Here is a 14,044-nt window from a genome sequence, read left to right as displayed (position 1 = left end):
CGTGAACCGCTTCGACGCAAAACTGAAGCGGACAAATGATGTGCTACCAAACCGGACAACTTGATTAGCTACCGACAGTCCTCATGAAAACCCTCGGCCTGATCGGCGGCATGAGCTGGGAATCGACGGCGATCTATTACCGCCTGCTCAACGAAATCATGCGCGAGCGGTTGGGCGGGCTGCATTCGGCCAAGCTCCTCCTGTGGTCGTTCGATTTCGCCGAGATCGCCGAACGGCAGCATGCGGGCGACTGGAAGGGCGCCGGCGTCCTTCTCGTGGAAGCCGCGCGCAGGTTGGAGGCGGGTGGAGCCGAAGGCCTGGTGATCTGCACCAACACCATGCACAAGTTGGCCGACGATGTGCAGGCTGCCATATCGGTCCCGCTCATCCATATCGCCGACGCCACCGGGCGCGCCGTCGTCGATGCGGGCGTGAAGCGGCCGGCGCTGCTGGCGACCCGCTTCACCATGGAACAGGATTTCTACAAGGGTCGTCTCGCCGACAAATACGGCCTGGAACCCTTTGTGCCGAACCACGCCGGCCGCGACATGGTGCATCGCGTGATCTACGACGAACTTTGCCAAGGCATCGTCAAACCCGAATCGCACGCGGCCTATGTCGGGGAAGTCGGCCGGATGCGGCGCGAGGACCACGTGGACGGCGTCATCATGGGCTGCACCGAGATCACCATGCTGATCGGCCAGGGCGATTTCGACGTTCCGGTGTTCGACACGACGCGCATCCATGCCGAGGCCGCGGTCGATTTCGCGCTCGCCTGATCGGCCGCTCTCCTGATGCGTCTTTTCTAATGTGCCGGCCGCCATCTGGCGTGCCGATTTTCCTCGGCTAGAATGCCGTCAATTTCAGAACAAGACTTTATGAGGGGATAAGATGGAATTCGCGTTTCCGTGGCCCGCGGGCCAGGGTGAATGGCTGGCCTGGTCGAGCGCCGTCGTGACCCTGGCCCTCGGCCTGTTCCTGTTCCTGGCGCCGGGGCTTGCGTTTCGCGTGCTGCGCCTGCAGCCGCGGCCGGAGAAAGCCGCGGCGATCGCCGAGGGACGCGGCCGCATGTCGGGCTTCTATCTCGGCGTCAGCCTGTGCTGCATCCTTTTGGCGCAGCCGCTGCTCTACATGGCGCTGGGCTTCTCCTGGCTGTTCACTGCCTTCGGCCGGCTTTTGTCGATGATGTCGGACGGCGCCAACACCCCTTTCAACTGGGTTTCGATCGTGGTTGAATTGGCGCTGGCGGCGCTGCCGCTGGCCTTTGCCTTCGGCTTCGTGCCGTGAATTCGGCGGTTGAGGTTGGCCTTCGCCGCCTGATGCGACAAAAGTGCCTGAAAACCATGCCGGACGATGCATTGCGGTCTTAAAAAGCCTGTGCTAGACGGCAATCGACTTTCGGCAGGGGATAGCGGAAGCCGCATCTCCGTGCTTGAAAATTTGTAATAAGGTCAAAGATTTAGCCAGAGTTTTCGCTCGCGCCAACAATCTGCGGCCTGTCAGACAAGAGAAAAGACGGTCCGTGGCCCAATCGTCATCGCCAATCTCAGCTGTCGCAGAACGCTATGCAGGCTCGCTGTTCGAGCTCGCGCTGCAGGACAATTCAATCGCCAAGGTCGAGGCCGATCTGACCAGCTTCGAGGCAATGCTCAACGAGAGCGGCGATCTCTCGCGGCTGATCAGCAGCCCGGTGTTTTCCAGCGAGGACCAGGCAAAGGCCATCGCCGCCATCGCCGACAAGGCCAAGATCACCGGCCTGGTCGGCAATTTCCTGCGCGTCGTGGCCAGGAACCGCCGCCTGTTCGCGGTGCCCGGCATGATCAAGGCGTTTCGCCAGATCGCCGCCGACCATCGCGGCGAGGCGTCGGCTGAGGTCACCTCGGCGCATGCGCTGACGGCTGCGCAGCAGACTGAACTCAAGGCGGCGCTGAAGGGCATCGCCGGCAAGGACGTGGCCATCGCCATGACCGTCGATCCGTCGCTGCTCGGCGGGCTGATCGTCAAGATAGGCTCGCGCCAGATCGATACGTCGCTCAAAACCAAACTCAATTCGCTCAAGCTTGCACTGAAAGAGGTCGGCTGATGGACATCCGCGCCGCGGAAATTTCCGCAATTCTCAAAGACCAGATCAAGAATTTCGGCAAGGAGGCCGAGGTCTCCGAAGTCGGTCAGGTTCTGTCCGTCGGTGACGGCATCGCCCGCGTCTACGGCCTCGACAATGTCCAGGCCGGCGAGATGGTCGAGTTCCCCGGCGGCATCCGCGGCATGGCGCTCAACCTCGAAGCCGACAATGTCGGCGTCGTCATCTTCGGCAACGACCGCGACATCAAGGAAGGCGATACCGTCAAGCGCACCGGCGCCATCGTCGACGCGCCTGTCGGCATGGGTCTGCTCGGCCGCGTCGTCGACGCGCTCGGCAACCCGATCGACGGCAAGGGTCCGATCAAGGCGACCGAGCGCAAGCGCGTCGACGTCAAGGCGCCCGGCATCATTCCGCGCAAGTCGGTGAACGAGCCGATGTCGACCGGCCTCAAGGCCATCGATGCGCTGATCCCGGTCGGCCGTGGACAGCGTGAGCTGGTGATCGGCGACCGCCAGACCGGCAAGACCGCCATCATCCTCGACACGATGCTCAACCAGAAGTCCGTGCACGACAATGGCCCGGAGAAGGAAAAGCTCTACTGCGTCTACGTCGCCGTCGGCCAGAAGCGCTCGACCGTGGCGCAGTTCGTGAAGGTGCTCGAAGAGCGTGGCGCGCTCGAATATTCGATCATCGTCGCGGCCACCGCGTCCGACCCGGCGCCGATGCAGTTCCTGGCGCCGTTCACGGCGTGCACGATGGGCGAATATTTCCGCGACAACGGCATGCATGCGCTGATCAGCTATGACGATCTGTCGAAGCAGGCCGTCGCCTATCGCCAGATGTCGCTCTTGCTGCGCCGCCCGCCGGGCCGCGAAGCCTATCCGGGCGACGTCTTCTATTTGCACTCGCGCCTCCTGGAGCGCGCCGCCAAGCTCAACGACGACAATGGCAATGGTTCGCTGACCGCGCTGCCGATCATCGAGACGCAGGCCAACGACGTGTCGGCCTACATCCCGACCAACGTCATCTCGATCACCGACGGCCAGATCTTCCTCGAGACCAACCTGTTCTTCCAGGGCATCCGCCCGGCGGTGAACGTCGGCCTGTCGGTGTCGCGCGTCGGCTCGTCGGCGCAGATCAAGGCGATGAAGCAGGTCGCCGGCTCGATCAAGGGCGAGCTGGCGCAGTACCGCGAGATGGCGGCCTTCGCGCAGTTCGGCTCGGACCTCGACGCCGCCACGCAGCGCCTGCTCAACCGCGGCTCGCGCCTGACCGAGCTGCTCAAGCAGCCGCAGTTCTCGCCGCTCAAGACCGAAGAGCAGGTCGCGGTGATCTTCGCCGGCGTCAACGGTTATCTCGACAAGCTGCCGCTCAATCAGGTCGGCAAGTTCGAGCACGGCCTGCTCAGCCACATGCGCTCGGCCGGTAAGGACGTGCTCGACGGCATCCGCAAGGAGAAGGCGCTGTCCGACGACCTGCGCGCCAAGCTGAAGGCGGAAATCGACGCCTTCGCAAAGACCTTCGCTTGAACGAAGCCGGACGGGATCGGGTTTGAAGCATGGCTTCGTTAAAAGACCTTCGTAACCGTATCGCCTCGGTCAAGGCGACGCAGAAGATCACCAAGGCGATGCAGATGGTCGCCGCGGCGAAGCTGCGTCGCGCGCAGGAAGCGGCGGAAGCGGCACGTCCCTATTCCGAGCGCATGGGCGCGGTTCTGGCCAACATCACCCAGGCGATCGGCGGCGGCGGCGATGCACCGGCGCTGATGACCGGCACCGGCAAGGACGACGTGCATCTGCTCATCGTCTGCACCGCCGAGCGCGGCCTTTGCGGCGGCTTCAACTCGCAGATCGCGCGCCTTGCCCGCGACCATATCCGCCGGCTTCTCGCCGACGGCAAGCAGGTCAAGATCATCTGCGTCGGCAAGAAGGGTTTCGACATCCTGCGCCGCGACTACGGCTCGATGATCCTCGAGCGTGTCGACCTGCGTGAGGTCAAGACGCTCGGCTTCGTCAATGCCGATGCCATCGCGCGCAAGATCATCCACCTGTTCCACCAGGATGGCTTCGACGTCTGCACGCTGTTCTATTCGCAGTTCAAGTCGGTGATCAGCCAGATCCCGACGGCGCAGCAGGTCATCCCAGCAGCGGCCGCGGCGGCGACTGCGCCCGAGACGGCCAATGGCGGCAACGCGGTGTACGAATACGAGCCGGAGCCGGGCGAGATCCTCTCCGACCTCATCCCGCGCAACATCGCCGTGCAGATCTTCCGGGCGCTGCTTGAAAACGCGGCCGGCGAGATGGGCGCCAAGATGAGCGCGATGGACAATGCGACGCGCAACGCCGGCGACATGATCAACAAGCTGTCGATCACCTACAACCGCCAGCGGCAGGCGCAGATCACCAAGGAACTGATCGAAATCATTTCGGGCGCCGAGGCGCTCTAAGCGCGCCGCGCGGGGTCGATGGCCCGCCGCGGACAGCGTGAGCAACAGATAGACGAAAAGGGCAAAGACGATGGCGAAAGCAGCTACTCCGAAGACCGCCGCCAAGGCGGCACCGGCGGAAAAGGCTCCGGCAGCAGCCGCGAAAGCCGCTCCGGCGAAAAAGGCGGCCGCTCCGGCCAAGGCAGCGGCTCCGGCGAAGACCGCCGCGGCGAAGGCGCCGAGCGTTTCGGCGAAGGTCGGCGCCGCCGGCAAGGTTCGCCAGGTCATCGGCGCCGTCGTCGACGTGCAGTTCGAAGATCATCTGCCGGCCATTTTGAACGCGATCGAGACGATCAATGTCGGCAATCGTCTCGTGCTCGAGGTTGCCCAGCATCTCGGCGAGAACACGGTGCGCTGCATTGCGATGGACTCGACCGAAGGTCTGGTGCGCGGCCAGGACGTCTATGACACCGGCGCTCCGATCACCGTACCGGTCGGCCCGGGCATGCTCGGCCGCATCATCAACGTCATCGGCGAGCCGGTCGACGAGGAAGGCCCGGTCGACGGCATCGAGATGCGCGCCATCCACCAGCCGGCTCCGGCCTATATCGACCAGTCGACGGAAGCGCAGATCCTGGTCACCGGCATCAAGGTTCTCGATCTGCTGGCACCTTATGCCCGCGGCGGCAAGATCGGCCTGTTCGGCGGCGCCGGCGTCGGCAAGACCGTGCTGATCCAGGAACTGATCAACAACGTCGCCAAGGCGCATGGCGGCTTCTCGGTGTTCGCCGGCGTCGGCGAGCGCACCCGCGAAGGCAACGACCTCTATCACGAGTTCATCGAATCGGGCGTCAACAAGAAGGGCGGCGGCCAGGGCTCGAAGGCCGCGCTCGTCTACGGCCAGATGAACGAGCCGCCGGGCGCGCGCGCCCGCGTCGGCCTGACCGGCCTCACCGTCGCCGAATATTTCCGCGACCAGGGCCAGGACGTGCTGTTCTTCGTCGACAACATCTTCCGCTTCACGCAGGCTGGTTCTGAAGTGTCGGCGCTGCTCGGCCGTATTCCTTCCGCCGTGGGCTACCAGCCGACGCTGGCCACCGACATGGGCGCGCTGCAGGAACGCATCACGACGACGACCAAAGGCTCGATCACTTCGGTGCAGGCGATCTACGTGCCCGCCGACGACTTGACCGACCCGGCGCCGGCGACCTCGTTCGCCCACCTCGACGCCACGACCGTGCTCAACCGCGCGATCTCGGAAAAGGGCATCTACCCGGCCGTCGATCCGCTCGACTCGACCTCGCGCATGCTCGACCCGATGGTCGTCGGCGAGGAGCACTACCAGGTCGCCCGCCAGGTGCAGTCGATCCTGCAGCGCTACAAGTCGCTGCAGGACATCATCGCCATCCTGGGCATGGACGAGCTGTCGGAAGAGGACAAGCAGACGGTTGCCCGCGCCCGCAAGATCGAGCGCTTCCTGTCGCAGCCGTTCTTCGTCGCCGAAGTGTTCACGGGCGCGCCGGGCAAGCTGGTCGACCTCGCCGACACCATCAAGGGCTTCAAGGGCCTCTGCGCCGGCGACTACGACCACCTGCCGGAAGCCGCCTTCTACATGGTCGGCGGCATCGACGAAGCGGTCGAGAAGGCGCAGCGCCTCGCGGCTGAAGCGGCGTAATCAAGAGAATAGGGAGTAGTCGGTAGTGAGTAGGGAATAGCAGGTCTGACTTGGGTCGTTTTTACGCCAGTCACTACTGACTAATCCCTACTGCCTACTCACTAATTTGATCATGGCTGAAGCTTTCAAGTTCGAACTGGTCTCGCCGGAGCGGCTGCTCGTTTCCGAGCAGGTCGAGTCCGTCGTCATTCCGGGCGCCGAAGGCGAGATGACGGTGATGGCGCAGCACGCGCCGGTCATGACGACGATCAAGCCCGGCGTCGTCACGATCAAGGCCGCTTCCGGCAAGGAGGACCGCTACGTCGTGTTCGGCGGTTTCGCCGACATCCTGCCGTCCGGCTGCACGTTGCTTGCTGAATCGGCCGTGCATGTGAACGACATCGACCGCGCGGACCTTGCACGTCGCATCCAGGACGCCAAGGAAGACGCCGCCGACGCCAAGGACGACGTGGCGCGCAGCCGCGCCGAGCAGTTCCTCAGCCAGCTCACCACGCTGGAAGGCGCGCTGATCCCGGCCTGACGTCTGCTTAGGGCGACAATCGATCCGTCTCGGACGTGATATCGAAAGCGGGGCCTTGCCCCGCTTTTTCGTTTGTTGGACAGTCCCGCCTGCTTCGTCAGAGCGTCTTGCCGTTTCACGGAAACGACTAGCGCTCTTTCTCTTTGTTTGGACGCAATCCCCGGCGGAAAACCGCTTTGCACTTTTCCTGGGATTGCTCTGGGGGCGACGGATGTCCGCAGAAACAGGCCCGCGATCGAGATGGTCGACAGCGCTGGTGTCGCTGTTCGGCGGACCGTTCGGCGGCTTCCTGTGGATCGGCGCGGGCCGTGCCGCGATCATCTGGCTGATCGTCGCAAGCTTGGCATCGATCGCCGTCTGCTATGTCGGGCTGCCGGTCCTGCCCAGCGCCAACCTTGCCTGGCTTCCCGGCTTGGCAGGACCCGGTCTTGCGGTTTTGTCGGCGCTGATCGTCGTTCCATTCGCCCGACGTTTCAGGCCCGACAAATGGTACGCGCATGGGTTCTGGGTGCTGGTCCTGGTCGTTCTCACGTCCTATGGCGCGGCGCTTGCGATCCGCACATTCCTGTTCCAGCCCTTCTCGATGCCGTCCGCCAGCATGGAGCCGACGCTTCAGCTGGGCGACTATTTCTTCGCTTCCAAATACGCCTATGGCTATGGCCACTACAGCGCTCCCTTCGGGCTGTTGCCAGTCGAAGGCCGGGTTCTCGGCAGCCCGCCGAGACGGGGGGATGTGGTGGTGTTCCGGCCGCGCGGCGATCCTGACACGGATTATGTCAAGCGCATCGTCGGCATGCCTGGAGACCGGGTCCAGATGATCGACGGGCGGCTCTACATCAACCGCGTCGCCATCAAGCTCGAGGATCTCGGCGACTATTCGACACAAGAGATACGCTCGGCACGGCTGCAGCGCGAAACGCTGCCGGAAGGCGTCACCTATCTGGTGATAGACTACGATGTGACCTCGGTCGGTGACGACACGCCGGAAATCACCGTGCCGGCGGGAGAATATTTCATGCTCGGCGACAACCGCGACAATTCCGCCGACAGCCGTTTCACCATGGGCACGGTGCCTTACGAAAATCTCGTCGGCAAGGCGGTGCGCCTGTTCTGGAACGCTAACGGGAACGACTATGCCGCGCGGCAGGTCGTGAACGGCCCAGCGGACAACTAGCTACTCGGCGAGCCCGGGAGGTTCGTTGCCGATGCCGAGCGCGGCAAAGGCCAGCTTCGGACCGCCCTGCTTGAAATGGACCAGATGCGTGGCGACAAACTCGATCAACCGCTCGCGTTCCGCGTGGCCTTTGGCAAAGCCGGCGAGGTCGAACACGGCCTCGGCCATGGTTGCCGCCGCCAGATTGCGGCCGAACAGGTCGTTAAGGGCGGCATCGAGCGGATCGGTGAAATGGCCCTCGGGCAAAGTCCCGCCGCGCGCGGCGCATGCGGCGATCCAGGCGGCAACGACCAGCGACAGGTGTTCCGGCAGCAGACCCGCCTCGAGCCTTGCAAGCGCGGAAGCGACGATGCGTTGCGGCAGTTTCTGGCTGCCGTCATTGGCGATCTGCGCGGTGCGGTGGGCGAGCGCGGTGTTGGAAAAGCGCACGGCGAGCTCGGCCGTGTAGGGGATCGGGTCGAGCCCGGCATCCCGCGGCAGCGTTGGAATGGCCTCGGCCCAAAGCCAGTCCACGAACTGCCGGATCGACGGATCGGCAAAGGCGCGGTCGACGGTGGCGTGGCCGCTGAGCAGGCCGAGATAGGCGATGCCGGAATGCGCGCCGTTGAGCAGCCTCAGCTTCATGTCCTCGAACGGCCGCACATCCTCGACCATGGTGATGCCGAATTTCTCCCAGGCCGGCCGGCCGGCGGGAAAGTGGTCCTCGATCACCCATTGCCGGAACGGCTCGGTCATCACCGGCCAGGAGTCCTCGAGGCCGAGCTCGTCAGCGATGCGCAGCCGGTCGGCATCGGTGGTAGCCGGCACGATGCGGTCGACCATGCTCGACGGGAAGGCGACTTCTTCGGCGATATGGCGCGCGAGGTCGGCATCTCGGAGCTTCGCGAACTCGATCAGCAGCCGGTGCAGCGTGGCGCCGTTGGCCGGCAGGTTGTCGCAGCAGAGCACGGTGAAGGGCGGCGTGCCGGCGACGCGACGGCGCGCCAGCGACTCGGCGAGAAAGCCATGCGCCGTCTTCGGCGATCCGGGGTTGGCGAGATCGTGGACAATGTCGGGATGAGCGCTGTCGAGCGCGCCATCGGCTGCCCTGAGATAAGCCTTTTCGGTGATGGTCAGCGTGACGATGCGGGCGCGCGGGTCGGTGAGCGCGGCGAGCACCGCGCCAGGGTCCTCCGGGGCGACGAGCAGGGACTGGATCGAGCCGATGACCTGCAGCTGCTCGCCGGCGCTGTCCCTGATTGCCAGCGTGTAGCGCCCGTCCTGCGGCTTGAGCGCGTCGCGCGTGTCGGGGCTGCGCAGCGAGACGCCGATGATGCCCCAATCGCTCTCGCCGTTTGCCAGGCAGGCGTCGACATAGGCCGCTTGGTGGGCGCGATGAAAGGCGCCGACGCCGAGATGGACGATGCCAGGGGTGGTACCGGCGCGATCATAGGCCGGAACCGAAACGTTGCTCGGAAGAGACTTCAGCGTCTTGTCGGAAAGGCGGTCGCGGGTCATGGCACCAAATCGGCCGAACAATTCTGCATGGCGATGTCCCCTGCGCTCAGGCATGGCCGGCGTAGCACCTGTTGCCGGCCGCGGCAAGCTGACCGGCACGAGCCGGTCGCGTTGACATCATTCCTGCCGGGCCGTACCGATACCGGCCCTGAAACGCGTTGCGCTGAAATGGATTTCGGCGGGGCGCTTCAGGTGTTTTTACCGATGCATGTCGTTGCCCCGGGACGGCTGCGCACTTCCGGGCGACATGCATTCGAGGAGCCGCTTTATTCGATGATCGCGCCGACCGATCCCGATCTGCTGTTTCCGCCCGAGGCGAGTTCGCGCGCATTGGCCCGCGCCCTTTACGCCGGCGTGAAAGACCTGCCCATCGTCAGCCCGCACGGTCATACCGACCCGCGCTGGTATGCGCTCAACGAGCCGTTTCCGGACCCCGCGCAACTGCTCATCGTGCCGGATCATTACATTTTCCGCATGCTGTTCAGCCAGGGCGTGCGGCTGGAAGAAGTCGGCGTGCCGACGCTGGACGGCGCGCCGGTCGAGACGGACGGCCGGGCGATCTGGCGACGCTTCGCCGAGCATTACCATCTCTTCCGCGGCACGCCGACGCGGCTCTGGCTCGACCACGTGTTCGAGCATCTGTTCGGCATCGAGGAGCCGCTCACCGTTGCCAGCGCCGACCGCTGCTACGATACGATCGCCACGCTGCTGCAACGCGACGACTATCGCCCGCGCGCGTTGTTCGAACGCTTCAACATCGAGGTGATCGCCACGACCGAGGGCGCGCTCGACGACCTCAGATGGCACCGGATGATCCGCGACAGCGGCTGGAACGGCCGCGTCGTCACCGCCTATCGGCCGGATGCCGTGGTCGATCCCGATTTCGAAGGGTTCTCGGCCAACCTCGATCGGCTCGGCGAAATCACCGGATGCGATACCGGCACCTGGACGGGTTATCTCGATGCGCATCGCCGCCGCCGCGCTTATTTCAAGGAATTCGGCGCGACCTCGTCCGACCATGGCCACCCGACGGCCGAGACCGCCAACCTTTCCGGCGCGGCGGCGCAGGAGTTGTTCGACCGCATCCGCCGCGGCTCCGATGACGAGCGCGAGCGGCGGCTGTTCCGGGCGCAGATGCTGACCGAGATGGCCAAGATGAGCCGGGACGACGCCCTGGTGATGCAGATCCACCCGGGCTCATGGCGCAATCACTCGCCTTCTGTTTTCCAGAAATTCGGCCGCGACAAGGGCTTCGATATCCCGACCAAGACCGATTATGTGACGGCGCTGAAGCCGCTGCTCGACTGCGTCGGCCTGGAGCGCGACCTCACGATCATCCTGTTCACGCTCGACGAGACGAGCTATGCGCGCGAGCTGGCGCCGCTCGCCGGCGTCTATCCGGCGCTGAAACTCGGCCCGGCCTGGTGGTTCCACGACAGCCCGGAAGGCATGCGCCGCTTCCGTGAGATGACCACCGAGACGGCCGGCTTCTACAACACCGTCGGCTTCAATGACGACACGCGCGCCTTTCCGTCGATCCCGGCACGCCACGACGTCGCGCGCCGCGTCGACTGCGCCTTCCTGGCGCGGCTGATCGCCGAGCACCGACTGCGCGAGGACGAGGCGCATGAACTGGCCAGGGAGTTGGCCTACGCACTTGCCAAGAAGGCCTATCGCCTGTGAAGCCGCGCCGTCACATTCGCGGAACGACCGATCCTTCGATCGGCGGCAAGCGAAAGGCAGGACAAGCTTGAGCGATCTTTCCGCCTTCAGCCTGACGGGCAAGCGCATCCTGGTCACCGGCGCCAACACCGGTATCGGCCAGGGCATCGCCGTGTCGATCGCGCGCGCCGGCGGCCTGGTCGTCGGCGTCGGCCGTTCGGCGATGGACGATACGGCAGGGAAGGTCGCCGCCGCGGGCGGCAGTTTCGAAGCGGTGAAAGTCGATCTTGGCGATCCGGCCGAGGCCGCCGTCATGCTCGACCGGGTCTGGGAGGAGAGCGGCCCGCTCGACGGCCTCGTCAACAATGCCGGCATCATCCGGCGCGCCGATGCGGTCGATCTTACCGAAGCCGATTGGGACGAGGTGATGGACGTCAATTTGAAGACGGTCTTTCGCCTCTGCCAGGGTTTTGCAAGGCGCGTGCTTGCGGAGCCGGGACGGCGCGGCAAGATCGTCAACATCGCCTCGGTGCTGAGCTTCCAGGGCGGCATCCGCATTGCTTCCTATACCGCCTCGAAGCACGGCGTGCTCGGCCTCACAAGGCTGCTCGCCTGCGAGTGGGCGGCCAAAGGCATCAACGTCAACGGCATCGCGCCGGGCTATATCGAGACCAACAACACCGAAGCGCTGCGCGCCGACCCCGCTCGAAGCGCCGCCATCCTCGGGCGCATCCCGGCGGCGCGCTGGGGCCGGACGGAGGATATAGGCGACGTGGCGGTGTTCCTGCTCGCGCGGGCATCGGACTATATGCATGGCACGGTGATGCCGGTCGATGGCGGCTGGCTGGCGCGATGATCCTTTCCTGCCAATTTCGAACGGATGTTAAGCGATGACCGACATTTTTTCCCATGCGGGCGCAAAGGCCTGGGAACCGACGGCGGACGGCAACAGGCGGCGCGTACTGGTCCACACGGATGAATTGATGGTGGTCGAGGTCGCTTTCGACAAGGGCGGCATCGGGGCGCTGCATTCGCATCCCCACGTCCAGGCAAGCTATGTCGCCGAGGGTCGCTTCGAGGTCACCATAGACGGCCGATCGGAGACCCTCGAAACAGGAAGCAGCTTCATCGTGCCGTCCAATCTCGTGCACGGCGTCAAGGCGCTGGAGGCCGGGCGGCTGGTCGACAGCTTTGCGCCTTACCGGGCCGATTTCCTGGGCTAGAGCATTTCACCGTTTCATGGAAACGGCGAACTGCTCTATCTCTTTGTTTTTACGCAATTCCGGGCGGAAGGTTACGGCGAAGGCGCCGAACTTAACCGCCCACACTTTTCCTGGAATTGCTCTAGAAAAGGAAAACCCGCGCCGTTAAGCGCGGGTTTGTTGCCTGGGCGCTCATCACGCCGCCGCGGTACTCAAACATCGCCGCAGGAGGGCAACGGTGCCGCAGCAGGGTAAAGATAGGTTTAACATCCCCCTTAAGTCTCCAACCCTTGAAACCCGCCCGCATATCGGCCAATCAGCTAATGGCGGTCACGGCAATGTGACCCGGCGCGATCGGGGGACAAGGGGATTGTGCAGAAACGTCAGGCGGCTGTTGGTTTTCTAATTACCCGATCAAGCAGGGAGCTTGTTCGCCTTGTGACGGCCGTCAAAATTCGCTGGCGGTCGAGGCCGAATGCGCGGGCCGCGCGGATCAACAAGATATTCATAGCCGGCTGCGCGCGCAGCGGAACGACCTTGACGCAACGCGTCATGAAAAGCTTCGAGGACACTTTCGTCTGGCCGCCCGAGGCGCGGCATACGAAATTCTATCTGCTGGACCGCCAGGAAAACAATCTGGTCATCAAGCGCGCTTCCCGGTCCTTCGCCCATCTTGCGAAGCTGCCCGCCGACATCGGTCTCGTCTATTGCGTTCGACACCCTTTGGATGTGCTTCGATTTCATACCACGGCCGACCGCTGGGTGCTGGGATACGATGCGCTGCTGAGCTTGAGAAAGGCGCAGCCCGTGCGCGACATTTTCTACGTGCGCTACGAAGACACGATCGCCGACCCGGACGCCGTGCAACAACGGATCGCGGATCGGTTCGGACTGCGACCGAGAGTGCCGGTTTCCAGGGATGGGCAGCGCCCTATCTACTCGCGCTCGCTGCGCAAATGGGAGCGCAACGAAGACTACCGCGCCTATCTTGAAGGCCAGCTGTCGCCAGCCGTTCTTGGACCCATGCAGGCCTTCTGCCGCGAATTCGGCTACGACATGCCTGCCTGGGCCGGCGCCGCCGAATGAAGCATTTCAGCGCTGCTGCAGCGCCAGGCGCATGCCGAGCGCGCAATAGATGCCGCCGACCACCTTGCCCTGCCATTTCAGCACCGCCGGATTGCGGCGCAGGAAGGAGCCAAGACCACCCGCGCTGACGGCGAAGACGATTGTGCTGAAGAGCCCGAGCAGGACAAAGATGATGCCGAGCACCATCAACTGCAGCATCACGAAACCGCCCTGCGGGTGCACGAATTGCGGCAGGAAGGCCAGGAAGAACAAAGCGGTCTTCGGATTGACCACTTCGGTCAGGATCGCCTGCCGGAAAGCCTTGCCCGCTGAAATGGGCAGCGTCCTGCCCGCCAGGTCGGCCGGCGACTTTTCAAGGATGGCGCGGATACCGAGATAAACGAGATAGGCCGCGCCGATATATTTGACGATGCTGAACAGCATCGCCGAGGCGGCGATGATGGCCGAGATGCCGACGATCGCCATGATGGTGTGGATAACATCGCCCGCCGCGACGCCGGCGCCGGTGGCGATGCCGACCTTCGTGCCGAGCTCGTCGCCCGTGCGACCGTGAGCAGCGTCGCCGGCCCCGGGATGAAGACGAAGCCGAACACGACCGCGACGTAAGTGATGAGCGTGGCGGGATCGATCATGCGAAAGTTCCTTTTGCGTCGGCCGCTGGCCTTCATCGGGTGGCTTGGCGTTATAGCACCGCGGAACGGGCTGAAGGAACTTTCTCCG

Annotated in this window: 13 protein-coding genes and 1 pseudogene; 12 read left to right on the top strand and 2 right to left on the bottom strand. The window is 64.2% G+C overall.

Annotated elements, in window-relative coordinates; translation table 11 throughout:
- Positions 1–83: 83 nt before the first annotated feature.
- The 8 genes from LB572_RS17255 (at position 84) to lepB (ending at position 7,877) form a co-directional block, all read left to right on the top strand.
- Entirely contained in the window at positions 84–779 is a 696-nt protein-coding gene (locus LB572_RS17255) for an aspartate/glutamate racemase family protein (RefSeq protein WP_224668523.1), read from the top strand.
- 112 nt (positions 780–891) lie between these two features.
- A complete protein-coding gene (locus LB572_RS17250) occupies positions 892–1,287 on the top strand; it encodes a DUF4345 family protein (protein WP_224668522.1) in 396 nt (131 codons plus the stop codon).
- Positions 1,288–1,522: 235 nt separating this feature from the next.
- Positions 1,523–2,083, top strand: coding sequence for a F0F1 ATP synthase subunit delta (locus LB572_RS17245; protein WP_140801850.1), 561 nt, complete (start codon positions 1,523–1,525; stop codon positions 2,081–2,083).
- Complete coding sequence (gene atpA, locus LB572_RS17240; protein WP_140801849.1) at positions 2,083–3,612, top strand: F0F1 ATP synthase subunit alpha; 1,530 nt, start codon at positions 2,083–2,085, stop codon at positions 3,610–3,612. Before LB572_RS17245 ends, atpA begins: the two co-directional genes overlap by 1 nt.
- A 29-nt stretch (positions 3,613–3,641) precedes the next feature.
- The gene (locus LB572_RS17235; protein WP_140801848.1) at positions 3,642–4,529 is read left to right on the top strand and encodes a F0F1 ATP synthase subunit gamma; all 888 of its coding nucleotides are present in this window, start codon (positions 3,642–3,644) and stop codon (positions 4,527–4,529) included.
- Positions 4,530–4,599: 70 nt separating this feature from the next.
- Positions 4,600–6,183 carry a F0F1 ATP synthase subunit beta gene (gene atpD, locus LB572_RS17230; RefSeq protein ID WP_224668521.1) on the top strand — a complete coding sequence of 528 codons (1,584 nt, stop codon included), beginning with the start codon at positions 4,600–4,602 and terminating at the stop codon, positions 6,181–6,183.
- A 112-nt stretch (positions 6,184–6,295) separates the two neighbouring features.
- Positions 6,296–6,703, top strand: coding sequence for a F0F1 ATP synthase subunit epsilon (locus tag LB572_RS17225; protein ID WP_140801846.1), 408 nt, complete (start codon positions 6,296–6,298; stop codon positions 6,701–6,703).
- Positions 6,704–6,914: 211 nt separating this feature from the next.
- Positions 6,915–7,877: a signal peptidase I gene (gene lepB, locus LB572_RS17220; RefSeq protein ID WP_224668520.1), complete on the top strand. Its 963-nt coding sequence runs from the start codon at positions 6,915–6,917 to the stop codon at positions 7,875–7,877.
- Here lepB and LB572_RS17215 read toward each other — a convergent pair whose 3' ends face one another.
- Positions 7,878–9,374, bottom strand: a complete 1,497-nt coding sequence (locus LB572_RS17215; protein WP_224668519.1) for a mannitol dehydrogenase family protein — start codon at positions 9,372–9,374, stop codon at positions 7,878–7,880. It abuts the gene before it with no gap.
- A gap of 273 nt (positions 9,375–9,647) precedes the next feature.
- Here LB572_RS17215 and uxaC point away from each other — a divergent pair, with 273 nt between their 5' ends.
- The 4 genes from uxaC to LB572_RS17195 all read left to right on the top strand — a co-directional run bounded on the left by uxaC (position 9,648) and on the right by LB572_RS17195 (position 13,324).
- Positions 9,648–11,057 carry a glucuronate isomerase gene (gene uxaC / locus LB572_RS17210; protein WP_224668518.1) on the top strand — a complete coding sequence of 470 codons (1,410 nt, stop codon included), beginning with the start codon at positions 9,648–9,650 and terminating at the stop codon, positions 11,055–11,057.
- Between the two features lie 67 nt (positions 11,058–11,124).
- Complete coding sequence (gene kduD / locus LB572_RS17205) at positions 11,125–11,892, top strand: 2-dehydro-3-deoxy-D-gluconate 5-dehydrogenase KduD (RefSeq protein WP_224668517.1); 768 nt, start codon at positions 11,125–11,127, stop codon at positions 11,890–11,892.
- Between the two features lie 34 nt (positions 11,893–11,926).
- Complete coding sequence (locus LB572_RS17200) at positions 11,927–12,259, top strand: cupin domain-containing protein (RefSeq protein WP_140801841.1); 333 nt, start codon at positions 11,927–11,929, stop codon at positions 12,257–12,259.
- A 351-nt stretch (positions 12,260–12,610) separates the two neighbouring features.
- Positions 12,611–13,324 (top strand): sulfotransferase, encoded by a 714-nt coding sequence (locus tag LB572_RS17195; protein ID WP_224668516.1) that lies wholly within the window; start codon positions 12,611–12,613, stop codon positions 13,322–13,324.
- A 6-nt stretch (positions 13,325–13,330) separates the two neighbouring features.
- Here the strand turns inward: LB572_RS17195 and LB572_RS17190 are convergent.
- Positions 13,331–13,956, bottom strand: a pseudogene (locus LB572_RS17190) (LysE family translocator).
- Between the last annotated feature and the right edge of the window lie 88 nt (positions 13,957–14,044).

It is taken from the genome of Mesorhizobium sp. BH1-1-5, from assembly GCF_020165615.1.
GTDB lineage: Bacteria > Pseudomonadota > Alphaproteobacteria > Rhizobiales > Rhizobiaceae > Mesorhizobium.
The sequence above is the reverse complement of the archived record's forward strand: the minus strand, read 5'-3'. Positions and strand labels throughout refer to the sequence as shown.

What these genes read in the sequence shown, in the direction of transcription:
- LB572_RS17235 (WP_140801848.1), top strand. Translation starts at nt 3,642, where the DNA reads ATGGCTTCGTTAAAAGACCTTCGTAACCGTATCGCCTCGGTCAAGGCG.
- LB572_RS17250 (WP_224668522.1), top strand. Translation starts at nt 892, where the DNA reads ATGGAATTCGCGTTTCCGTGGCCCGCGGGCCAGGGTGAATGGCTGGCC.
- lepB (WP_224668520.1), top strand. Translation starts at nt 6,915, where the DNA reads ATGTCCGCAGAAACAGGCCCGCGATCGAGATGGTCGACAGCGCTGGTG.
- uxaC (WP_224668518.1), top strand. Translation starts at nt 9,648, where the DNA reads ATGATCGCGCCGACCGATCCCGATCTGCTGTTTCCGCCCGAGGCGAGT.
- atpD (WP_224668521.1), top strand. Translation starts at nt 4,600, where the DNA reads ATGGCGAAAGCAGCTACTCCGAAGACCGCCGCCAAGGCGGCACCGGCG.
- LB572_RS17215 (WP_224668519.1), bottom strand. Translation starts at nt 9,374, where the DNA reads ATGACCCGCGACCGCCTTTCCGACAAGACGCTGAAGTCTCTTCCGAGC.
- LB572_RS17200 (WP_140801841.1), top strand. Translation starts at nt 11,927, where the DNA reads ATGACCGACATTTTTTCCCATGCGGGCGCAAAGGCCTGGGAACCGACG.
- LB572_RS17225 (WP_140801846.1), top strand. Translation starts at nt 6,296, where the DNA reads ATGGCTGAAGCTTTCAAGTTCGAACTGGTCTCGCCGGAGCGGCTGCTC.
- atpA (WP_140801849.1), top strand. Translation starts at nt 2,083, where the DNA reads ATGGACATCCGCGCCGCGGAAATTTCCGCAATTCTCAAAGACCAGATC.
- LB572_RS17255 (WP_224668523.1), top strand. Translation starts at nt 84, where the DNA reads ATGAAAACCCTCGGCCTGATCGGCGGCATGAGCTGGGAATCGACGGCG.